General features: G+C 39.4%; 20 protein-coding genes. 14 read left to right on the plus strand and 6 right to left on the minus strand.

Features of this window, described 5'->3' with window-relative positions; genetic code table 11:
• Window positions 1–2: 2 nt before the first annotated feature.
• The gene (locus tag DX873_RS15590) at window positions 3–830 is read right to left on the minus strand and encodes an RteC domain-containing protein (RefSeq protein ID WP_010519647.1); all 828 of its coding nucleotides are present in this window, start codon (window positions 828–830) and stop codon (window positions 3–5) included.
• 539 nt (window positions 831–1,369) lie between these two features.
• On the opposite strand from DX873_RS15590, the gene DX873_RS15595 reads away from it, so the two are divergent.
• From DX873_RS15595 to DX873_RS15615, 5 genes are all read left to right on the plus strand, one after another.
• Window positions 1,370–1,771 carry a response regulator gene (locus tag DX873_RS15595; protein WP_116185412.1) on the plus strand — a complete coding sequence of 134 codons (402 nt, stop codon included), beginning with the start codon at window positions 1,370–1,372 and terminating at the stop codon, window positions 1,769–1,771.
• A gap of 76 nt (window positions 1,772–1,847) precedes the next feature.
• The gene (locus tag DX873_RS15600) at window positions 1,848–2,393 is read left to right on the plus strand and encodes a heme NO-binding domain-containing protein (protein WP_116185413.1); all 546 of its coding nucleotides are present in this window, start codon (window positions 1,848–1,850) and stop codon (window positions 2,391–2,393) included.
• A complete protein-coding gene (locus DX873_RS15605) occupies window positions 2,368–3,984 on the plus strand; it encodes a sensor histidine kinase (RefSeq protein ID WP_232520957.1) in 1,617 nt (538 codons plus the stop codon). Before DX873_RS15600 ends, DX873_RS15605 begins: the two co-directional genes overlap by 26 nt.
• Entirely contained in the window at window positions 3,981–4,301 is a 321-nt protein-coding gene (locus DX873_RS15610) for an Hpt domain-containing protein (protein WP_116185415.1), read from the plus strand. Before DX873_RS15605 ends, DX873_RS15610 begins: the two co-directional genes overlap by 4 nt.
• A 1-nt stretch (window position 4,302) precedes the next feature.
• Window positions 4,303–5,013 carry a LytR/AlgR family response regulator transcription factor gene (locus DX873_RS15615; RefSeq protein WP_116185416.1) on the plus strand — a complete coding sequence of 237 codons (711 nt, stop codon included), beginning with the start codon at window positions 4,303–4,305 and terminating at the stop codon, window positions 5,011–5,013.
• 631 nt (window positions 5,014–5,644) lie between these two features.
• On the opposite strand, the gene DX873_RS15620 is transcribed toward DX873_RS15615, so the two are convergent.
• The gene (locus DX873_RS15620) at window positions 5,645–7,708 is read right to left on the minus strand and encodes a tetratricopeptide repeat protein (protein ID WP_116185417.1); all 2,064 of its coding nucleotides are present in this window, start codon (window positions 7,706–7,708) and stop codon (window positions 5,645–5,647) included.
• Window positions 7,709–7,923: 215 nt separating this feature from the next.
• Between DX873_RS15620 and DX873_RS15625 the strand changes: the two genes are divergently transcribed.
• From DX873_RS15625 to DX873_RS15635, 3 genes are all read left to right on the plus strand, one after another.
• Complete coding sequence (locus DX873_RS15625) at window positions 7,924–8,226, plus strand: STAS domain-containing protein (protein ID WP_116185418.1); 303 nt, start codon at window positions 7,924–7,926, stop codon at window positions 8,224–8,226.
• On the plus strand, window positions 8,213–9,442 hold the full coding sequence (locus tag DX873_RS15630; protein WP_232520958.1) for an oligosaccharide flippase family protein: 1,230 nt from the start codon (window positions 8,213–8,215) through the stop codon (window positions 9,440–9,442). Before DX873_RS15625 ends, DX873_RS15630 begins: the two co-directional genes overlap by 14 nt.
• A gap of 117 nt (window positions 9,443–9,559) precedes the next feature.
• A complete protein-coding gene (locus DX873_RS15635; RefSeq protein WP_116185420.1) occupies window positions 9,560–10,795 on the plus strand; it encodes a glycosyltransferase in 1,236 nt (411 codons plus the stop codon).
• A gap of 34 nt (window positions 10,796–10,829) precedes the next feature.
• On the opposite strand, the gene DX873_RS15640 is transcribed toward DX873_RS15635, so the two are convergent.
• From DX873_RS15640 to DX873_RS15650, 3 genes are read right to left on the minus strand one after another with little or no spacing between them, the layout of a single operon-like run.
• Complete coding sequence (locus DX873_RS15640; RefSeq protein WP_116185421.1) at window positions 10,830–12,362, minus strand: cellulase family glycosylhydrolase; 1,533 nt, start codon at window positions 12,360–12,362, stop codon at window positions 10,830–10,832.
• Window positions 12,359–13,582 (minus strand): hypothetical protein, encoded by a 1,224-nt coding sequence (locus DX873_RS15645; protein ID WP_116185422.1) that lies wholly within the window; start codon window positions 13,580–13,582, stop codon window positions 12,359–12,361. Before DX873_RS15645 ends, DX873_RS15640 begins: the two co-directional genes overlap by 4 nt.
• A complete protein-coding gene (locus DX873_RS15650) occupies window positions 13,583–16,669 on the minus strand; it encodes a hypothetical protein (protein WP_116185423.1) in 3,087 nt (1,028 codons plus the stop codon).
• A 185-nt stretch (window positions 16,670–16,854) separates the two neighbouring features.
• Between DX873_RS15650 and DX873_RS15655 the strand changes: the two genes are divergently transcribed.
• The 4 genes from DX873_RS15655 (at window position 16,855) to DX873_RS15670 (ending at window position 20,686) form a co-directional block, all read left to right on the plus strand.
• Complete coding sequence (locus DX873_RS15655; RefSeq protein ID WP_116185424.1) at window positions 16,855–17,988, plus strand: response regulator; 1,134 nt, start codon at window positions 16,855–16,857, stop codon at window positions 17,986–17,988.
• 145 nt (window positions 17,989–18,133) lie between these two features.
• Window positions 18,134–18,916: an MlaE family ABC transporter permease gene (locus DX873_RS15660; RefSeq protein ID WP_116185425.1), complete on the plus strand. Its 783-nt coding sequence runs from the start codon at window positions 18,134–18,136 to the stop codon at window positions 18,914–18,916.
• The gene (locus DX873_RS15665) at window positions 18,913–19,698 is read left to right on the plus strand and encodes an ABC transporter ATP-binding protein (RefSeq protein WP_116185426.1); all 786 of its coding nucleotides are present in this window, start codon (window positions 18,913–18,915) and stop codon (window positions 19,696–19,698) included. Before DX873_RS15660 ends, DX873_RS15665 begins: the two co-directional genes overlap by 4 nt.
• A 4-nt stretch (window positions 19,699–19,702) precedes the next feature.
• On the plus strand, window positions 19,703–20,686 hold the full coding sequence (locus DX873_RS15670; RefSeq protein WP_116185427.1) for an MlaD family protein: 984 nt from the start codon (window positions 19,703–19,705) through the stop codon (window positions 20,684–20,686).
• Between the two features lie 48 nt (window positions 20,687–20,734).
• Here DX873_RS15670 and DX873_RS15675 read toward each other — a convergent pair whose 3' ends face one another.
• Complete coding sequence (locus DX873_RS15675; protein WP_116185428.1) at window positions 20,735–21,187, minus strand: DUF2267 domain-containing protein; 453 nt, start codon at window positions 21,185–21,187, stop codon at window positions 20,735–20,737.
• 148 nt (window positions 21,188–21,335) lie between these two features.
• Between DX873_RS15675 and DX873_RS15680 the strand changes: the two genes are divergently transcribed.
• Both DX873_RS15680 and DX873_RS15685 read left to right on the plus strand, forming a co-directional pair.
• Entirely contained in the window at window positions 21,336–22,178 is an 843-nt protein-coding gene (locus tag DX873_RS15680; protein WP_116185429.1) for an ATP cone domain-containing protein, read from the plus strand.
• 6 nt (window positions 22,179–22,184) lie between these two features.
• Window positions 22,185–23,555, plus strand: coding sequence for an MBL fold metallo-hydrolase RNA specificity domain-containing protein (locus tag DX873_RS15685; RefSeq protein WP_116185430.1), 1,371 nt, complete (start codon window positions 22,185–22,187; stop codon window positions 23,553–23,555).
• The last annotated feature ends 10 nt before the right edge of the window (window positions 23,556–23,565 follow it).

Genomic DNA, 23,565 nt, shown 5'->3' on the forward strand with positions numbered 1-23,565 from the left:
TTTTATTCGTCTCCTTTTTCCAAATCAAAGAGCAAACTGGTGGTCAAATCATCCAAGAATTTTGTACGGCTTTTTTTCCGTATTCGAATCTCCCCGTAGTTTCGGTAAGGATCGCCGCTCTTAAAGCGAAACGCCTGTTCAAGCGTTTTAATAATTTCGCGAATACTTACTTTACCGTCATTTACGGCACGACTACTTTTTAGTGCATAGGCCAATTCCGTCATGTCGGTCTTGCTCGCCGTCCAATTGAGTTGGGTCAAGGGGATGAATGGATGTCCGTTGGGTCGATCAATATTTTTCAATCGATGGTCCAGATAAGTAATCAATCTTCGATTCGCACTTAGTTTTGCCAACAACAAATCATGTGAGGTACTGAAATCGGGATCTCGAAAGTAGTATCTCGCATGGGTGATATTGAATTCATTAAAGTATTCCCGGGTAAAATAATGGGTATCCAAATAGGTCTTTCCTTGGTCTATATATTGAATGAAATCAAGGTTTCGAGAAAAAAAATCATTTAACTTTTTCAACTTCCTTGTGGTGTATTTCCTTTTGGTTGAGCCATCCCCTTTGGGATAATGAATTTCAAAGGATTTGAGCTCAAAGAAATAGACCAGGTTCGACAGGGGTACCTGTTTGGTGTATTTGAAAAAAAGAATTTCTTTGGCGGGTGATTCAAATTTCTTTTTTGAGATAAATCTTTTTAGTTTGGTCAGCAGGTTTCTACAGAGCACAATGGACAGATCACTTTTTTTGACGACATCCTTTGTGATTGATTCAATTCTTGCTAATTCTTCCGAAAGTTCTTGAGATAGTAAATGTAGTTCCATAAGCTGACCTTTGAGCGTTAGTTACCATTGTAGGTCAAAGCGAATATTGAATTGGGGCTACGCTTTATTTAGAGGTCAGACCATATACCAAAATTAACCGCAATTATTGTGCCTTAATTCTTGTTAATAGTATAATCTAATTCAATTGAAGGAAAGTTGAAAGTGGTATTGAGCGTAGCACCAACTTCAGTGAGTTATCGTTCCATTTTTATTCGAAAATTCAGTTGCTTTAGATTTCCGCTTTGTATATCTTTGCCCCCAATTTAACGTAAGTTAGATCAAATAAAAAGTTACCTATTCGGTTACCTACAAAGTTGAAAAACTCATAAGGTATTGAATTTGAAGGGATAGCGTGGCAGGGTTTCCGTCCTGCCACCCCGACCATATTTTTAAATTAAAGCACTGTCAACAGACGGTGCTTTTTTGTTTCCAATCACCGTAACTTTCTTTCCATTCAACTACACATATTGCCTATTCATCTATAGCTATGGGTAGACTTTACAAGAGATAGGGTTAATTTGTAGGTTCAAAACAACAAAATGGATATTCTATTTATAGAAGATGACGCTATTGAGACCATGAAGTTTCAAAGAACGCTTTCCAAGCTTAATTCGAAACACAAATTGATTGAAGCTCGAAATGGGGAAGAAGCTCTGGAATTTTTACAGTCCGAAAAAAAACTTCCAGATGTTATTCTTCTTGATTTGAATATGCCCAGAATGAATGGTATTGAGTTTTTGGGTAAGCTAAAACAACATGACAAAATAAAATACCTCCCTACCGTTGTACTTACTACTTCTGAAAATCGAGATGATTTATTGGAATGCTACAAAATTGGCATAGCTGGCTACATCATTAAACCGCTCAAATATGAGGATTATGAGGCCAAGTTGAAGACCGTTTTGGAATACTGGAGCATCAACGAATTGGTCAAAGCCTAACGAAAATAGCGGTTTCACAACAAAACTTACCAAAAAGGTAGACATTTTCCTACTTTTGAGTTAATTGATATAAAGTATGAAGGGAATAGTTTTTACTGAGTTCTTGGATATGGTAGAAAATCAATTTGGATTGGAAACCGTAGATGAGATCATAGAAGCCTCAGATTTACCATCAGAAGGAATTTATACTTCCGTGGGCACTTATGAGTTCAATGAAATGGTAGCCTTGCTTCAGAGCCTCAACAAAAAGGTGAATATATCTGTGGACGACCTTTTGCATTCCTTTGGTCACTATCTATTTATAAGCCTGGGCAAAGCCCATCCAGAGGTAATCCAGAGTTATACCTCACCAATAGGTCTACTGTACTCCATTGAAGATCATATCCATGTGCACGTAAAAAAACTATATCCTGATGCCGAGCTCCCAACATTTAAGATTCTAGAGAAAACGGAGACTTCCATTTCCATGGTATATTCTTCTTCCCGAGGGCTATACAGATTGGCCCATGGTCTTATTGAAAAATGTTTTGAACATTTTGATGCGACCTCAAAAATAACCTTTGAACTTTTAAAGGAAGATGGGAGCGAAGTAAAATTTGATATTGTTCAAAATGGCCAATAATGAGGTAGAACTCTTGACCCGGGCGCTGGAGAGACAGCGAAAGGCCAGGGTTCAGGCCGAGAAAATCTTGGAGGCAAAGTCCAAAGAGCTCTATGACCTGACCAAACACCTCCGCCATGCCAATTCTAAATTGGAAAACCTTCTGGATGAAAAAGGCGATGATATGGACGCCGCCTTTCTCAACATTATTGATCCTTACGTGGTTATGGATCTTAATTTTAATGTGCTAAGGACAAATCACTCGGCCAAAGAGTTTTTGGGAGTGGACTACACCGAGGAATCCATTAACCTTTCAGATTTTGTACATCCAGATTTTGCCCAATATACTGCGGAGTCCATTCAGTCGTTGCTCAAAGTGGGAGTGCTCAGAAACTATAGGGCCAAAATCATTTTAAAGGATGGCTCGGAAAAATTTGTGCAGATCAATTCAAGCCTTATTTATGACCATGAAGGTAAACCCATGGCAGCCCAAGGTATTATTAGGGACATTACCCAGGAAAAAGAGATAGAGAGCTTACTTTCCGAACAGCGAAAGGAACTCGATGTAATTGTGGAAAACTCACCTTTAGGGATTGTGTTAATGGTAGAGGGGCAAATTGTAAAGAGCAACACGGCCATGCAGAACATGTTGGGCTATTCCCATGAAGAACTAAAGCAAATCAAACTTAAAGATATCACCGCCAATGAAGATATGGCCAAGTCAGAATCCTATTTAAAGGAGATGAAGTTGGGTAAGTTGGACCATTTTATTCTCAACAAAAGCTATATCAAAAAGGACGGAACCAAATTTCTGGCCAAAACATCCGTAAGTGCCGTTAGAACCACAGAGGGTGAAATCGAATATCAGGTTGCCATAGTGGAGGATATTACGGAACATAGACAGCTTGAGCTTCAAAAAGAACAACTTTTGAAGCAATTACGGGCAAGCAATAAAGAACTTCAAGAATATGCCCATATCGTCTCGCATGATCTAAAATCCCCTTTACGGAGTATCAGTGCGTTGGCCAGTTGGCTGGCCGAAGATTATGCAGATGTCTTGGATGGCAACGGGGTGAATCAACTACAGATGATGCAAGAGAAGATCGAGGGCATGGATAAGTTGATTGATGGAATCTTGACCTACTCCAGTATAGATAAGAAAACCAATGAAGACACTGAAGTTGATGTAAACCAGGTTATTTCAGAAATCAGGGAAATCATATTTATACCTGATCACGTAAACGTGGTCATTATGGACACGTTACCCACCTTAATGGCTGACAAAACCAAGATTCACCAATTGTTCCAAAATCTAATATCCAATGCTGTTGTTCATATCCGTAAAAAGGATGGATTGGTGAAAATACATGGTCATGAAACCAGCACGCATTGGCAGTTCAGTATCAGTGATAATGGTATTGGCATCCCCAAAGAATATCATGAAAAAATATTTAAAGTATTCCAATCGTTAGAAACATCAGAGCAATCCACAGGAATAGGTCTTTCAATTGTAAAAAAGATTGTAGACCTCTACGAGGGAGAAATTTGGTTGGATTCTGAGGAAGGAAAGGGTACAACCTTTCATTTCACTTTAAAAAAACAATTGCTATGAAAGAAAGTCCCAATCTTAAATACATAGACCAGTTGGCCGGAGGAGACAATGAATTCCGTGAGAAATTTATTGGTATATTGAAGGAGGAATTTCCTTTGGAAAGTGAGGAATATCAAAAGAATATGGAAGGAAGGCTTTTTAAGGTCGCTTCTGAAAATGTACATAAAATAAAGCATAAGATCAATGTGCTGGGGCTTCACAACACCTATACGCTGGCCGTTAGGCATGAAAATGAGTTAAGGAACGGGGAGGATACATTGCATGGCGAGTTTATGGGAATACTCCAGGACATTCAATCTTACCTAAAAACCATTTAAGATGAACTGTATTATCATAGACGATGAAGCTGCTGCAAGGGCCATAGTGGCACAACTTTGCTCCCAAACACCAGATTTACATGCCGTAGAGGAGTTTGAAAGTGCCATTGAAGCTATCAAGTTCTTGAACCAGAATTCAATCGATTTGGTTTTTTTGGACATTCACATGCCGGGGTTTACCGGTATAGATTTCATACAGACTTTAGGAAATCCCCCTAAAATTGTGATGACTACTTCAGATACTGATTTTGCAATAGCCTCTTATGAATATGAAGCTATCGTTGATTATCTCGTAAAACCGATTACCCCAGAACGATTTGCAAAATGTGTTCAAAAGGTGAAGAACAGTATGGCGACAAAATCTCAGGCCATGGACAGTTCCGATACGGAGAACTCTGTTGGGGAAGATCTCTATATTAATATAGATAGAAGGTTGATCAAACTAAAATACAGGGAAATCCTTCTGATTGAAGCCAAGGGGGATTATATCAATATAAAAACAGAAGCGAAGGATTACTTGGTGCACACCACCCTTAAAAAGATACATAGTAAGCTTCCGGATGAGATGTTCTTGCAAATACACCGTTCTTACATCATCAATTTTAACAAGATTATTGATATTGAGGACAATAGTGTCCTTATTGAAAAAAATGTAATACCGATAAGCAGGTCCAACAGACCAGAGCTTATGAGGCGTCTGAATCTTCTTTGAACCGCTTACCGTTCACAATTTCCGTTTCGTCTACATCTCTTTTGAATTGGACGCCTAGCCGCTCATTTTGGGGTATCTATGAAATAACTTTGACTCCATAGATAAACCCGTAAAGCTAGATATATGAAAGCCCTTATACTTACATTCGCCCTTAGGCTATTGATTTCTGGTCTAATGAGCATTGTCTCAGCCGTTGTGGTCTTTACTACATTATCCATAAGCGGATTGCTCTGATCATGGAGAAGCAAAAACACCCTTCGGGGTGTTTTTTTAATGCGCTTGACAAGTAAAACGCTATTACAAGAGAACAAGATGTGTTGGTAATAATTTGATGCCCAGAATAGCAAAATGTACTGCGTAAGACTCATCAAGCGTTAGCGATCCAGACCTGGATCATTTTGTTGTTTTGAACTCCCCGACTCCTTTGGGGAGTTTTTTTGTTTATAGGCATGGGTTAATTTTGAATGAACGACCACCACCCATCAGGTTGAATCAAACAAATTAAGATGAGAATATGACCTATTAAGGTAGTATGGACTCAATAGGCTTACCTAGAATCATAGGATAGAAAGGAAAAATTGCTTCTGGTTTGATATGAATTAATAGGCAATATCTGAATCTCCATTCACCTTTATTTTGAGGCCAATTGACCTTGGAAGATAGGTTTGTTTGTAAGCAGCCATTTCACCTGAAGCCCTACTTCAGTGAATTCAAACCCTGTGGCTACCGCAGATGAAATATTGCTGTACTTCCCATATAACCCTCCTCCAAATCTTTTGGAGAATTGATGTTTGATTTGTGCTTCCATTCTAAAAATGGCTGTCTTGGGATTTTCCTCCACTTTTTGCAAGCCCGAAGCTGCATTTAACCTATATGATGTTTTATATGAGAAATTCCCTCCAATTTCAGCAAAGAATTCCCCAGCCTGGTAATTTTCTGGACTGAAATAAATCGTAGGGACTTGTTCACTGAAAGCAATATATTGATAGTTTACTCCCAACTTAAGGTTGGGCTTCCGGAGTACGGTATAGTACAATGAAGTAAACAATAGATCTCGTTGGTTCTCATCACTTTGTTGCGTATGCATTAACTGGGTATACCATCCCAACCCAAAATTGGTTTCAATGTTATAATTGAGACCATAGTGTTCCATTACAATTTCTCGTTCAATAAGATCGGAATTGAAGTTTTGTACTTCACGCTGATAACCAATTTCCAGATTTTGAAGTCGATATGGTTCCGTGATCATTTTAAGATTTAGTATGGGCTGCGTATATCCATTGTCCATAAATTGGGCACGGTTCAGGCCGAGGCCGGCATGTAATTTCAACTTTGGTCTTAGACTATAGGTAAGTCCCGCTGAAACGGCATGAAGGGAGGCTTTGTTATTGGATACTGAATTTTCCGTACGTCTGTATTGATAGTTTACAGTTGATTTTAATTTGGCGGAAAGTGGAAATTCAGCCTTTGTGTTGCTGGTGTAGGCAATATTGTTGCCATTGTCAAAACTATAAGCAACAAGCTCTTCCACGAAGGGGCTATGGGAACTTTTTATTTTTTCTATTAGGGATTGGGCGTCTTTTTGATTTTCATACAATTCCAATGTCTTTTGGGCGGCCAAATAGGCCTTTTTGATATGACCCAAAGCAAAATGCGCATTGGCCTTTCCCAAGTTTCCATCAAAAGAAGTACTATCTGAGACCAAAATGGCATCATATTGGGCCAAACTGTACTTTATGTTTCCGGTATACATTCCCAATGTGGCCTTTAGGGCCAAAACCCAGTTTCTGTTTGGGTACTGTATAGAAAGATTGTCGATAAAGCTTCTGGCCTTAACATATTTATGGTTCCAAATAAGGGCCTGGGCATATCGTTCCAATGTTTTTTCTTGAAGCTCCGCATCATCATTGGGTTTTAGTTTTTCTTTAGATGATAGAGCAAAGGCAAGTGCGGCCTTTTCTTTTTTACCGATGTGTTCTGCCAATGCTATGCCATTTAGCGCAACGATGGAATCTACACGCGTAACTGCCATCTTTTGATAAGCAGCCTTCGCCTTGTCCACATTTTTTGTCATTAAATGGATATTGGCAAGTCCCAATAAGGTTTCACGGTCTTGTGGAAAATTATTCAAATTTAAATGCAAAACCTGTAGAGCATTATTGTATTTCTGGGCCATCGCCAACTTGTGGGACAATCCCAATTTGATATACTTTTTTGAAATAAGTGCACTTTTGTTGTTAGGTTTTAGACTTAGGGCTCTATCTATCCAAATTAAAGCCTCTTCGTACTTTTCAACATTACTGAGACTATTGGCATAGCCAAGTACGGCACTAAACTCTTCAGGGTGATTTTCTACCAGCTCTTCATAGAGCAATTCGGCCTCTTCATATTTTTTTGACCAAAGAAACGATTCATAATAATTGATTCTGACTTCAAAATCATTGGGTAGTTTACCAATCAATTTTCCAAAATGTTGATTGGCAATATCTGGACGACCATTGAGTCCAACAGCTCTACCATAACAGATTTGAGCCGTTCTATTATCTGGATGATTCTCTAGATAGGTTTGGAAATAAATCTCCGCTTTGGAAAAATCTCCCTTTTCAAGAAGTTGAAAACCATTTTCCATGGAATCTTGTCCGTACACTGTACAAACAAAAAGTAAACCGAGTACTGTTCTTACAATTGGGTTCATAGGTTAAGCTTTTTGATGTCTGCCAGATTACATTGGAATTGGCCGACAATTATAGGTATGGTAAAGGTACGATGGCCCTTCCCACACCGGAAGTGCGATAAATACCACTCGTCTACAGTAATCGGTGATCCATCTAGGACGGACGATTTAGAACATCAATCTAGAGGATATTTGCTTCAACAAATCGTTTAAACTTAACTCTAAAACCTACAGTTATGGCTTTACAAATTACAGAAGTAAGTGGTGTTTTTTCTGTACACGGAATACTTGACAGTTCAAATGCCAATGTTTTAAATCGACATATGAACAGGTACATTCAACCAAATAATCCTGTTATTTTAAATCTTGAAAGGGTCCAGCAAATGGATGCCACTGCGGCATACGTTCTACAACAACTTTATGCCCATGCGATGAGTTCCAATAGTATTTTGGCCATTATAGGAAGGCAGAACAAAAATTTACTTTCTGTGTTCAACAAAACCAAAACCTCTTACATCTTGAGCAATGACCGTGTCTAGTATTACCTTAAAAAGAATTTCGCCCCAACAGCTTTTTATGATAAGTGTGTTGGTGGTCAACGCAGGAAATTATCTCTACAATTTGCTGTTGGGGCGTTTCCTGGGACCAGAAGTGTTTGCTGAAGCAGCACTTTTGGTCACTTTGCTGTTGGTTTTGTCCTTTTTGGGAATGACTTTTCAATTGGCAATGGCCAAGTTTACGGCACAATTACCATCAAATCAGTGGGAAGCCTTTAGGGCTAGAATCAATAAATATGCCCTTTTGTTAGGTTGTGCCATGGGAGCCTTGTTGGTCTTTGGTGCACCTGCCCTACAACAATTGTTTCATACTGAGAGCGCCTTCATGTTCAGGATTTTTGGTATTGGTGTTCCCATTTATTTTCTGATGAGTGTAAACCGTGGGCAATTCCAGGGCGAGGAGGATTATGCCAAGCTCTCCCTTTCATACCAATTGGAAATGTGGGGGCGCTTAATCATTACCTTTTTGGTCTTGGTCTTGTTCGGCAAAGAGTATGGCACTTTGGTAGCCATTGGTATTGTAGCATCGCTCTTTTTGGGGCTTTTTCCAATGAAAAGGATAAATCTCGGATTACGTGATATCATCAAGATCGATAAGCATAATCTTGATCTAGTCAAGAAATTTATGTGGATAACAGCCTGCTACGAATTGACCCAAATCATCATTAACAATAGTGATATACTATTGGTGAAGCATTTTTTTAGTCCCGAAGAAGCTGGACTGTATGCTTCATTGGCATTGATTGGTAGGGTGGTCTACTTTGTAGCCTGGATGTTTGTAATGCTACTTTTGCCTACTGTAGTAAAGCTAAAAAAGAACGGCGAAGAGACTTCTCCGGTTCTTTTTAAATATGTGGGTTATATAAGCATGCTTTCCAGTGTAATTGTCCTGGCGTGTGCCATTTTCCCAAAGTTGATCATTACCATACTTTTTGGAGAAGCTTACGTGGGTATGGCAGGTCTATTGTGGCAGTATGCTTTGGCTACGTCCTTATTTGCCATTGCCAATATCTTTACCTACTACTTTTTGTCCTTGGAGAAGTATACTCCTATTTGGTTTTCGGCAATCTTTGGGGTATCACAAATAGTTCTTGTCATCTTTTTCCATAGCAGTCTTGCATTTGTGGTACAGCTTCAGATTGTGGTAATGTTGGCTTTGTTGGTGACACAACTACTTTATTTTGTTGCAAATCGTTGAACTAGATTATCGCTAGAGCCTTTCCATTCGTCTATACTTGTTTGCCAACCATCATCCATATCCACTTTTTGAATCGGGTTTGAAAGAAATTTGAAATAGAAAATTAAACTTAACCTCATGAAACTAGCAATTGTTACGGCGTATCCGCCAAGTAAAGTTACCTTAACAGAGTACGGATATCATTTGGTAAAACACTTTAGACTTCAGGAAGAAGTCAGTGAGATAATATTGCTGACGGATAAGACCGATGCTCCAAAAGATTTGGATTTTAAACAAAATGGCTGTCCAATTACCGTCAAGGAGTGTTGGAGCTTCAATAGCTATAAAAACCTGTTTAAAATCGTAAAAACCATCAGGGATGAGCAACCAGATGCGGTATTGTTCAACCTTCAGTTTTTGAAGTTTGGGGATAAAAAAATCCCCGCTGCACTTGGACTGTTGTTGCCTTTTATTTGCAGATTGATGAAGATACCTACAATTTCATTGCTTCATAACATTTTGGAGCAAGTGGATTTGGAAAATGCTGGGATTACCAACAATGGAATCCTTCAGAAAGTCTACAACTTCATTGGAAGTTCACTCACACGTTTTGTTTTGGCATCCAACGTACTGGCGGTGACAATAAGCAAATACAAAACCATTCTTGAGAAAAAATATAAGGCCAGAAACGTGGCGCTGGTGCCCCATGGTTCTTTTGAGACCCCGCCCCAACCAGATTACAGTTTGCCCGAAGGACCTCTTCAAGTGATGGCTTTCGGTAAGTTTGGAACCTACAAGAAGGTAGAATGCTTAATTGAAGCTGTCGAACACGTACGTCTAAGAACAGACCTCGACATAGAAATTGTAATCGCGGGAACCGATAGCCCAAACACGCCTGGTTATTTGGAAGATGTAAAAGAAAAGTATAAAGAAGTGGCGCAACTCAGATTCACGGGATATGTTGCTGAAGAGGATGTTCCAAAAATCTTTGGTGAGAGCGCAATGGTTGTGTTTCCCTACACTTCCACCACCGGAAGCTCAGGTGTGCTGCACCAAGCTGGAAGTTATGGCAAAGCTGTAGTATTGCCCGATTTGGGAGATTTAGGGATATTGGTTAGGGAAGAAGGGTACCAAGGAGAGTTTTTTGAGCCAGGGGACATTAAATCTTTGGCCAATGCCATAGAAACCATATTGATCAACCCAGACCACAGGATACATTTGGGCATACAGAACTACAAGGCGGCCTGCTCGTTGCCAATGTCCAAAATCGTGGAAATGTACATCGATTACTTCAAGGCCATTCAATTAGCGAATATTTCTAAAAAATCAATGGATTTGATTGGACATCCCAAAATAAAGTCCACTACAATTTAGGTTTTTAGGTTAAGTGCGGAAATGGGGATAATTCTTAATTGTCCCCTTTTCCATTTTTTATGATAACGTCGTATGCTGGTTTTTTCTCTCCTTTGTTGTTCAGTAAACCAAAACGTTTTTGATAAGCTTTTCGCCAGGGCAATTTACCTACTACACTATTGGGAATATGATCAAAGTCGTGCAAGGTCCAGATAAAGAACGGAAGCTGCTCCTTGTTCAAAAATGTCTGAATATTAGAATGATATTTAGCTTGACCGCTTTGGGAACCCAAGAAGAGATTCCAAAAACCGCTATAGCTTGATTTACCATATTCCTGAAGCACTATGGGTTTATCTACATTCTCCTTAAGTTTTGAATAACGAGCAGGGAGTTCTTCAGCATCTTCGTAATAATGGAACGAAACAAAATCCACATATTCGGAAAGATGGGTTGCGGCTCCAGGATTAGACCAACCTATGGTAATGGGATGTGAGGCATCCCACTCTCGTATTTGCTGGACCATTTCTGTCAACCATGCTTTGACCAATGTTTCGCTTCTTTGTTCAAAATCAAGGTCAGGTTCATTTTTAATATCCCAACCCAACAATGAAGAATGGTCTTTTAAATGGGTGACCAACTGTTCAGCATGTCTATGGGTTAAAGTCCAATCTGAAATGCTGTAGTTCCCATAAAAATCGAAAAGAGTGATCAAAACTTTCAAATTGTGCTCTTGGGCAATATCCAGTAATGTGGATAGTTGTTCCAGATATTCGTTTTTGAGGTTGGCCCCACCTGAAGCTTCGTACGGAACAAAGATTCTTATGGCGTTCATATCCATTTTCTCCAACAGCGCAAAATCTGTTTTAATGGCCTGTTCGTTGAATTGATCGCCAAACATATTCCATGCTTGTTCCTTGGGGTAATAATTGATTCCTTTTAAACCTTGAACGGGTATATCTTCAGTTTTATCCAGTACGGATACAGGTAAATGTTCGCTAGAAACTTTTATCAACTGTCTAATTCGCCAAAAACCATCTTCCAGTAGCATAATGACTTTATAGGTACTCTTACTTTTTTTGGCATGAATAAAATTTCCGGACTCGTATACTTGGTCATACTGCTCTACATTATGATCAGTTAGTACAACCAATTTTCCATCAAGACTATAAAACTCCAATGTGGGGTGATGCAAAAGGGTAGTGCTTTTGGTTTGAATATCTATCGATTTATTATGTTCCAATAGCTCCAGAAGACTGGAACGGGCATCTTGGGTATAGTAATCTGCAATACCATCATAAACATAATTGTTCAATGCCAGGTTTTTTGCGTACCATGCTCCCAAATAGTCTTTTTCCAAATCAACCAAGGTCTGCTTTTCCATTTTTCGACCCTTTTGCTTTTCAAGAGTCCATTTAATTTTGGGCTGGTATATCATTTCCAAATCTTGACCAATATGAAGCATGGAAGATTTGTCCGCCCCAGTATTTAAAAAACTCCAAGCAGCGGCGATTCCATAGATGATGACCGCATTAATTGCCAAAAAACTAATGACCAACATGGCCCTGTATATGTTCTTCTTATGGATCATTTGGATTCTTTGCCGATTTGTTTGGTTGTACCGCCCACAGCGACGAGCATGTTATGCAATTTTTCATCAAAAAAATCTGGTAGATCTAGGAGGGCCCTTCCTTTTCTTGAGGTGGTTTCAATTTCATGGATTGTAGTTCCTTCCTGATTTTGAATTTCCACAGTTATCAATGACCCATCAGGAACAAGTTGTTGCATATAACCCTGAATGGGACCAATGGAAAGCTGTTGGCCATCTTTTGAAAGCTGAATGGAGAAATCAGAAACTGCTTCTTCAAAATTCACTTCCAAGATATTGCTGTTGGCGCTTCCACTAACATTTGCCTTAACAATCCAATGGGATGGTTTTTCCGGATGCAAAAGCTTGCCTGTTGCTACGCCATTTATGGTTTGCCCTATTGTTTTTAAATAGTTATCGCTATCATCCTTAACCAAAAAATTCACCAAAGTTCCATCTGCTACAATATTGCTGTTTCCATCTTTGATGGGGGTAGTGGTGAATGAAACGATTTGGTTTCCATCAGCAAAAGAATGTACGCGGTTGACTTCAATTGAAAAATCAGTGGCATGTGTTGGCAAGACCCCTACCGTAAATTCTTTGGATGCCTGATCTCCGTAGTGAGCACCTATAAAATAGGTGTCTTTCGATTTACCTGCCGTTATGTACTTAAAGGCATACATATTCTCACTGCGTAAGGTATCTGTACTGAAACGCCCTTTAGTTTTCAAAGTGGTGATAACTTGGGAACCATCTGGCATAGGGTTGCCGTACTTATCCTGGGGAAGAGCGACCATCATGGTATGGTCTTTTCCATCTGCAAAAATATCCGTGGGACCCACATATACTTCCATATCTTTCCCCTTGACAGGATTTGGTGTTATGAGAAAAGCGCCTGTTGAAACCTCATTTTCCAGATACTTTAATTGCCAATCTACCCAACCCGCTTTTTTTGTCATGAAATTTGGCAAGGTGAACACCATTTGTTTTGAATCCATATCTGGATAAAGCACTGTTGTTCCCCATCCATTTTGGACCACAAGCAGCAGATTCTTTCTCTTTTCTTCTTCAAATGATAGTTGAATGGGTGTACCAGAGGTAAATTCAAGCTGTTTTGAAACCAATGATAGACCACCATCCAATTCAACCACCTTTTTTAAGGAAGGTTCTGAACAACCTAAAAGGCAGGCATAGACAACTAGTAAAAGAGAAAAGCGTTTCATTTACTTCGGGTTACCAATGTAATTATTGAGTTCAATCTTTATAAAATCATATCCTTTTCCATCCAAGGGAGTTAACATGTCTTGTTTTTGGCTTGCATCCTTATTTGTAGAAAATCTTTGGGACACTTCCTGGTTAGGAATACCGTTTACGTAACAATTATCCAAACTTTCGTGTATTACCTTCAATTTACTTATATCGATTTTGGGCAGATTAAAATCCTGTTTACGTTGAACCCTAATACCTTCCAACAAAAACTTATGATCCACCCAAAGGATATTTTGTCTATCACCGTAATAAGAAACTAAGATTTGAGGAACCGTAACTTCTTCAATACCGTGGTTGAACAATGTTCCTTTAATAAAATCATCTTGCAACGTCATGTTTTGCATGGAAACGGATTTATAGAGGTCTGTAGTGGCAACATTTCCAGCGCACTGAAGGTCAAAATTAACCGGCTCTTCATCAAGGGCTACAGGGGTAAATTCGTCAGGATTAAAGGTTGTCGGTAGGGTATCCTGCATTTTGGACCAAGCAATACCTTCAAAATCAATTCTAAAAACACTGGTCTCTTTTGGCATCAACTTATGTTTGATGTGGTATTTGACATCATGTTGGGCCAGCATTTTATCTTTGCAATTATACAGGGTTCCCTTTAGGGAAATATCTGCAGGAACGTTATCAATATTCTGTAGTTCGCCAATTATACTGTAGCGCCCTTTGTACTTGACCAATTTGGAAGAGATAATTTCTAGAAGCGGCTGTCGTAAAATGTCTTCATGATAGGTCTGCTGCGTGGTAATTCTCCTCCTACCATGATTGTAATATGTGGTCTGATTTGAAGTAATCAATTGATTGGGAGGAATATCATGATTCTTTTCTTTTGGTTTTATGAACCATTTTCCTTGTGTTTTGACTAGACTATGGTGGTATGTCCGACTTATTTTTTCCAACGGAGTGATCCATTTGGTGAAAACCTGCATCTCTGCCGTATTTTCAGAATGGTTTTCAATTTGGGCTCCAATGGAATCCAATTTTGCATAGGAACTCAAAAGTCCATCAGTTACGGACACTTCCAACATGTATTGTGAAAGGGAAACATTTGCATTTGGGGCCAAATAGGAATGTGCGCGTTTAAATTCCTTGAAATCAAGTGCATCATAGTACGCTTTAACCACATTTTCTGGACTTATTTGGGATGAGTTGTGGATATAGAACAAATAAATTCCTAGAATTGAGACAATTAGCATGGCTCCAGCCCAGGCAGCACTTATCACATACAGCAATTTTGTGAAGCCATTATATTTTGGTGTATGTCCAAAAAATGGATGCATCCGTGAATTTTCCTTGAGCTTGTCATACCAGCGGAACTGAATTTTGAAAATGAAGGCTAAAATCAAGGTTCCCAAAGGAATCAATCCCCACATTACTTTTAAATAGTTGGGTACGGTTTCCTTCGGAATGATTTTTGGCAATGGGGGGATGTTCAATCGTTCCCAGACCATAATGCCGTTTTCCAGTTGCTGCAACCGCTGCCATCCACAGAAAAACAGGATAGGGTCATAAAACTTATCATTGGAAAAAATATATTTAAGATTATACTTTTCTGGTACGGTCAAAAACTGCTGTAATGACCCAATACCTTCAATTCCCCTAAACTTGGAATTTTCTAGCCTTTCTACCGCTCGAGTGGTCAGTTCTGGGAGTCTTCTGGCTGAGTGGTAATTGCCATCTACGGTCATTGCGTTGGTCAGCGTGGACAGCCATGCCATTTGATCACCAAATCCCAAAGTAAGATATCGCCATTGATCGTGTTGGTCCTGGTTTAAAAAGTTGACTATGGGTAGCATTTTTATTTTTTGTGGTTGCGATGGCCTGAAATAATTCAGGCTCATTGTAAAAATGGCAATAGCCATAAAAACTACTCCCATACCACCTGCCAATACATAGTGCACTGGTTTTTTGAAGGAATCCAGCAATTGGGTTTTCAGGTCCCCTTCTACAAGTCTATAAGCAAATTCTCCGAACAGGGGCAAAGCCATGATGGTTGCCCACAGGGTAAAACGGTCCAATGTCAATATTTCAAAAGCAGTTTCACCCAAAAGCATTCTGGGAAGGGGAGTGGTTCCTCCTGTTCCCAATAGGGCAAGCATGGAAAATGAAAGCCCAAAGAAGAGTAGGCGTTTGCTGTAAAATCGGTAGAACAAATAGGGCAATATGAGCAACAAAACACCCCATGGAATAAGGAAAAAGACCAATCCCGAGGAAGCCACTTCAAAGAAATTATCACGAGACCCATGGGGAATGGGCACCTGTGTGATTGGGTTCTTTTTTGAATTTACCCAATAGGGTAAAATACACAATATGATAAATACTAGTGAACCTCCTCCAAAGATTGTTATGCGCCAAAAGAACTTTTTAAATTGATTGAAAAATACCTTGAAGGTAATAGCTTTGGTATGTTTCACCGCTTCTTTTGAGGCATCCATGATCACCATTCCAATCAAAGGAAAAATGAAAAAGACCATCCCAAATATTGGGGTAACATGGTGGGAGGTCACTGTGACTGCAATCAAGGAAAAAGATGTCAATAAATAGCGCGGCCTCCCTGTTTTGATCCATTTGTATATTTCTGGAAGTGTATGGAGGAGAACAGAAATTCCCATTATACTGGGCAATTGCCCAAAAATGTGTAAGGTTTCCAGGAACATGGAGGAGAATACGGCCAATAATGCCGAATAACCGGCAATCTTTTTATCCCCACAGATTAGCAGCGCAAACTTGTAGATTCCGGTAATAAAAAGAACAATAATGATCATGGACATTAGATAGAGACCAAACTTCAATCCTCCAAAAAAGGAAAGTATGGCAATACACTGATGTACCAATGGAGGGTATCCTTGCACCGTAAACCCGGTGTACCACCTATAATCCCATGGTTCAAACCAATCTTTGGCATAATGGTCGGCAAAAAATAGATGTATCAATGCGTCATAGGTCGACTCCAAAGTGAAGAAGATGCTCGCCCCATGAAAAATTAGGCCAAAAACTAGAGCCAAGGCCAAGGTAATGTTGGTTTGCCGTTTCATTAGTTCTTGTAAGAAAATATAACACTATAAAGATCAAAATATTGTTAAAAAAACTGATTACAGCCCGTCTATCGAGTTTTACCATTCATCTATAGTTAATTGATTCTCAACTTTTTTAACTCCTTTTGAAGGAATGGTAGCAGTAATTTTGATTCAAATTGATTACAATACTTAAACCTTAACCTATGAAAATTTTGGCTATAGATGACCAGCAATTAATATTGCTTTCGGTAGAAAAAAAATTGAAAGAATCCGGCTATGAAGTGGCGACTGCCACATCTGGTCAAGAGGGTATTCGTCTTTTTGAAACATTTCAACCTCATCTGGTAATTATGGATATGAATATGCCTGGCATGTCCGGGCTTCAGGTAATCCAAAAACTTAAAGAAAAGAATACCGATGTTCCTATTATGGTAATGTCTGGTAACAATGAGGAACAAGTTATTCTTCATGGTTTTGAAATGGGAATAGTGGATTATCTGAAAAAGCCCATTGGACTGGATGAAATGGTTGCCAGGGTCAAACGTACTATTGGCACTCCCAAGCTTACACAAGCAAAGACATCTTCTGAATCTAAAATGATTCAAAAACATTGCGTTGGTGTAATTATTCCGTGTTACAATGAAGCGGACCGCCTATCAGGAGACGAATTCGTAAATTTTGCACAACAAAACCCAGGATATCATCTATGTTTTGTGAACGATGGTAGTACGGACAGCACTTTACAGGTTCTACAACAGATTAGAAAGGGTAATGAGGACAGTATAAGCATCTATGACTGTAAACAAAATGGGGGCAAGGCCGAGGCGGTTCGTCAAGGAATGCTCTTTTTATCCAAAGACAAACAGTTTGACTGTTTCGGTTATTTGGATGCCGATTTATCCACGGATTTTGCCGACTTGAATGAATTGGTTCGCACCTTGGAGAATTCTAACTATAAAATAGTTAGTGGATCTAGGATTAGCAGAATGGGTGCCGATATTGCTAAAGAATCAGCACGAAAAATCATTAGCAAGTCCATCAACCTTATAATCCAAAAAATATTGGGTATGCCGTTTAGGGATACTCAATGTGGTGCCAAAGTAATGAAACCTAGCATTGTGGCCGATGTGTTTGCCAAACCTTTTAAGACAAGATGGCTTTTTGATGTGGAGATTTTCATCAGAATGCGAAAAATCTATGGCAAGGCGGCTGCAAGCAAGTTCATCTGTGAACAACCTTTAAAGCGATGGATACATGCAGATGGTTCAAAGCTTTCCATGAAGGATTCCATAAAGATCATTTGGCAACTTGGACTCTTGAGTTTGAAGTATAAATAGTATTTCCATATAGAACCAACCCGGGAAAACATGCTATTTTATTGGGTAAACCCCTATTCTGTGACCTGACCGTATGATATGGATCATTCCAATATCCTTGATCAAAATTTACATTTGCTATGCATGCTTGCGTTAAAAAGTTGTTATGGCACGTTCACTACAAGCTATTTCAAGGATAAAAATGTTCTTCGCAGAAGTGGGAGAACTGGCCTACTTTGCAGGCAGGTTTTTTAAGGTAGGTTTTAAACCTCCATTTGAATTCAAGGAGTTTTTGAGGCAATGTTATAATATGGGGAACAGGTCCCTAGTCCTGGTCCTGGTTACCGGATTTATAATTGGTTTGGTACTAACCCTGCAATCTAGACCTACCTTAATTGAGTTTGGTGCGGTATCATGGATGCCAAACATGGTGGGTATATCCATAGTTAGAGAACTTGGTCCGGTTATAACAGCTCTAGTGTGTGCTGGACGTATAGCTTCGGGAATTGGTGCAGAATTAGGATCTATGCGAGTGACGGAACAGATAGATGCTATGGAAGTCTCAGGAACCAATCCTTTTAAGTATTTGGTAGTGACCCGAATCATGGCTACAACCCTTATGCTTCCCATATTGGTTATTTTGGGAGATGCTGTGGCCCTTTACGGCTCTGCTCTGGTAGAAAACTTTAAGGGAAATGTGTCTTTTCAACTGTACTTCAATACCGTCTTTGATGCTTTGTCCTATGGTGATTTGATACCCGCCACTATAAAATCCTTCTTTTTTGGTTTTGCGATAGGTCTGGTGGGTTGTTTTAAGGGCTACTATAGTAAAAAGGGAACAGCAGGTGTGGGCACAGCGGCCAATACAGCGGTAGTGTTCACTTCAATGTTGTTGTTTATCATCGATTTTGTTGCAGTATTCATTTCAGATATTTTTTATGAATTATGATAACCCAGGAAAAACAAATAGGGACTCAAATAGATCAAAACGATAGCAGTAATGCCATTATTGATATAAAAGACCTGCGCAAAAGTTTTGGGGATAACCATGTGCTGAATGGTTTTAATATGAAATTGTTCAAAGGAGAGAATCTAGTGGTTATGGGTAAATCAGGATCGGGTAAATCGGTTATGATTAAATGTCTAGTGGGTCTTATGAAGCCGGATTCGGGACAAATTAGGGTCATGGGGAAGGACATTATCGAACTGGACCAAGAAGAACTGGATACGTTAAGGGCAGACATAGGTTTTTTGTTTCAAGGAAGTGCATTGTACGATTCAATGACGGTGAGAGAGAATTTAGAGTTTCCGATGAGAAGACATAAAGACAAGCTCGGGGAAATTTCAGATACTACACCTTATGTATTAGAGGCTTTGGAAAGCGTTGGCTTGGAGCACACCATGGATTTGATGCCCGAAGAACTCTCGGGAGGTATGAAAAGGCGTGTGGCTTTGGCCCGGGCCATTATCTTGAGGCCCAAAATCATTTTTTACGATGAACCCACTAGTGGACTGGACCCTATAACCTCCAAAGAAATCATTGGACTAATGCGGAACATCCAAAAAAAATATGGCACTTCTTCTTTGATCATTACTCATGACGTAGACTGTGCCAGGGTAATTTCTGAACGTATGATTTTATTGGTGGATGGCATCAATTATGCAGAAGGAACCTTCGAAGAACTAATAAAATCCGAAGATTCAAAGGTGCAGGCATTTTTTAAAAAGTAACGAAATGGAAAAGACAACAGCGCAAAACATCAGATTAGGCTTCTTAGTAGTTCTAGGAACTATTTTATTGGTTTTGGCGGCCTATTTCATTGGTAACCGACAAAACATTTTTGGGAACACCTTTACCATAAATGCGGTGTTCAAGAATGTAAATGGCCTCCAAAAAGGTAACAATGTTAGGTATTCAGGTATAGATGTCGGCACGGTGAGTAGCATTAAAATGATAAATGATACCACTATAGTGGTAAACATGGTGATTCAAGAGAAAATGCTTCCGCATATCAGGAAAAATGCAGTCGCCACCATAGGTTCCGATGGATTGGTTGGGAGTATGATCGTGAATATTTTACCTGGTCGTGACCCAGGGGAACCAATTGTGACCGGTGACCGAATAGAATCCTACAGTAGGATTGGAGCAGAAGATATGTTGAGCACGCTTAATGTTACCAATGAGAATGCTGCCCTGTTGACCGCTGATCTGCTAAGGGTAACGGAATCTTTAAAAAGCGGCCAAGGTACTCTAGGACGCCTGCTCAATGATACGGTAATGTCCCAAAATCTAATGCAAACTTCCACTAATCTTAAGAAAATGAGTTTTGAGGCCAACAAGGTGCTGGAAAAGTTGAACTCCATCATAGATGAGGTCGAAATTGAAAATAGTGTAGCCAGTGTACTGGTGAGTGATTCCTTGTCGGGTCAGCAGATGAAAAACATTTTGTTGAATTTGGAGACCTCCAGCCGGAAGATAGTTGAGATTACCTATTCCCTGGATAGTCTCTCCAATAATATTTCCAAAGGAAAAGGAACCTTAAAATACTTAGCTACAGACACAATTCTTGTTGAACAACTGGAAAGAACCATGAAGAACATTGAAGAGGGAACTGAACGTTTTAATGAAAATATGGAAGCCTTAAAGCATAACTTCCTTACCAGACGCTATTTTAGGAAACAAGAGAAAAACAGCAAGAAAAATCAGGAAATTCCTTGATTAAGATTGACATTTCCCAAAGGTGTTTAAGGGTGCCTAGATGGATTTTTAAATTTCAATATAAGTGGAGATGAGATTTTTGAGGTCCTTGGGCAGTCCGTCCCGAATATCTTCCATTTCTCCTTTAGAAACCTGTTTTTTGAGAAATTTGAACGTATTTCTGATATGTTCCTCTGCCAGCCTATCGTTGTACTCAAAATCATTGGTAGCCGCAGGACCATCGTGTTTTCGGACCAGGTCAATAAAATCTACCATGTTCCTTGCCTTTACCTTTTTCTTTTTAATGCTCCAACCATTGACATATACTGCTTTGACGAACATGGGAAGTTGAGCAATAAGCTGTAGGGATTCTTCGGTGGATATGATATCCCTCAAGGCATGTAACACCGAAGTTAAAATCCTACCAGCTTTGTCACGTTCATTTTCCATGGACATAGCTTCAGCATATTTCTTGATAAAGGCGTTTCCTTCGGAGGCGTATTGGTTAAAATTAAGTGACATAGCTTCTCATTTAGGCATTTGACTAAAGATGATGAAATCTATCATGGTTTACTATGACGTTCGTCATTTTATGATGCCATCAAAATGTTGAATTTCAATTACGTCATAGACATGGCAATCAATCATCGATCAATGGTACTTTAGCATTATGGAAAGACAAGAGGTGCACATCATAAAATCTTCTGGGGAGAAAGCAGTGTTTTCTGTTGAAAAACTGGAAAGCTCGTTAAGATCTAGCGGAGCGGACGAAGCTCTGGTGAACAATATTGTAAATAGCGTGCTGGAAGAACTCTATCCAGGTATTACCACCAAGGAAATTTACAATCGGGCCTTTGCCATGTTGAAAAAGGCGAAGTCCATTTATGCATCAAAGTACAAGTTGAAAAAAGCAATTTATGAGTTGGGCCCAACTGGGTTTCCTTTTGAGCGATTTATTGGAAGTTTATTGTACTATTCAGGTTATAAAATTAAGGTGGGAGAAGTGATCAAGGGCAATTGCGTATCCCATGAAATTGATGTGCTGGCGACAAAAAATGGAACCGTAAACATTATAGAATGCAAGTTTCATGGTGAGGGGGGGCTAAAATGCAATGTAAAAGTGCCACTTTACATACACTCCCGGTACAATGATGTCAAAAATTCGAGACAGTTCAAAGAAGATAATGGTAAACAAAAGACCATGGGGTGGGTGGTTACCAATACCAAATTTACTTCAGATGCATTGGAGTACGGAAAATGCGTTGGATTGTATCTTTTAAGCTGGGATTATCCCAAAGGAGATAGTTTAAAGGACAGAATAGAAAGATTGGGATTATATCCCATTACGGTTTCTACTTTACTTTCTTCAAGAGAAAAGCAGTTTTTATTGAATAGGGATATTGTATTGTACAGGCAATTATTGAAGGACCGTTTCTATTTGGACCATTTAGGTATTTCCAATGGAAGAAAAGAAAGGATCATGAAAGAAATGGAATCATTGTGCATCATATAAATTACTATGAAAAAGGTTGAGGTACATTTTTTAGGGGGAGCCGGGACGGTAACAGGATCAAAGTTTTATCTGCAAACCGATGAAATAGGAATTTTAGTGGATTGTGGGGTTTTCCAGGGAACCAAAGAAATACGTCAACAAAATTGGAAATCGTTGCCTATAGATGTTCCCAGTATAGACTACGTGCTTCTTACCCATGGACATCTGGACCATTGCGGATATCTTCCTCTTCTGGTAAAACAAGGCTTTAAAGGAACAGTTTTGGGTACGGCGCCAACACTTGCCATTGCCGAAATTATTTTGAAGGACAGTGCCAAAATCCATGAAGAAGAAGCAGAAAAGGCCAACAAGGAAGGGTATAGTCGACATAAACCTGCACTGCCTTTATATGACAAATTGGATGTGGAGCGTACACTTAGATTGTTCAAGGCAATTGAAGAAGGTGAAGATGTTGTCCTTGCCCAAAACTATAGGGCATGTTTTAAGTATAATGGACACATTATTGGCTCTACGTTCATAGAGTTGAGCATTTATGATAAAACCTTGGTCTTTTCGGGTGATGTTGGAAGGTTAAAGGATGATCTTTTGGATGCGCCAAAACAACCCGAATGGGCAGACTATCTTTTTGTAGAAAGTACCTATGGCAACAAAGATCACCCCGAGGAAGACCTTGAAAACCTTTTTAGGGATTTGGTGCAAAGGACAATTGAAAATCGTGGAGCACTTATTATTCCATCTTTTGCAGTTGAACGATTACAATCATTGATGTATCTGCTATGGAAGTTGTACCAAAAGAACAAGATTCCCAATCTGCCCATTTTTGTGGATAGTCCTATGGGAGTGAATGTCCTTGAGGTATTTGAAGCTTTTCCAAAATGGCATAAACTGTCGGAACAAGAGTACAACAATATGTGCAGTCATGTTTCTTTGGTGTCATCCTATAGGGAAACTTGGGAAACCATTGATGATCCTCGTCCCAAAATTGTAATTGCAGGAAGTGGTATGGTAACAGGGGGCAGGGTACTAACCTATCTCAAACAACTGTTGGATGAACGGTCTGCCACTGTGCTATTGGTGGGGTACCAAGCTGAAGGCACAAGGGGAAGAAAACTGCTGGAAGGGGAGAACGAAATAAAGTTTTTCGGAAAGTATGTTCCTGTCAAGGCCAAAGTGGAGCATTTGGAAAGTCTATCTGCGCACGCAGATCAAAGTGAGCTCTTGCATTGGATGCAAAGGATAAAGAACATCCCAGAGAAAGTTTTTTTGGTACATGGTGAAGAAAGTGCTCAAAACTCTTTTAAAACCAAAATATCTGAAAGTTATGGCTGGCATTGCCATATTCCAGCACTTTACGAAGTTGTTGAACTCTATGTTTAGCGGTATTTAC

It is taken from the genome of Flagellimonas nanhaiensis, assembly GCF_003382275.1.
GTDB lineage: Bacteria > Bacteroidota > Bacteroidia > Flavobacteriales > Flavobacteriaceae > Flagellimonas > Flagellimonas nanhaiensis.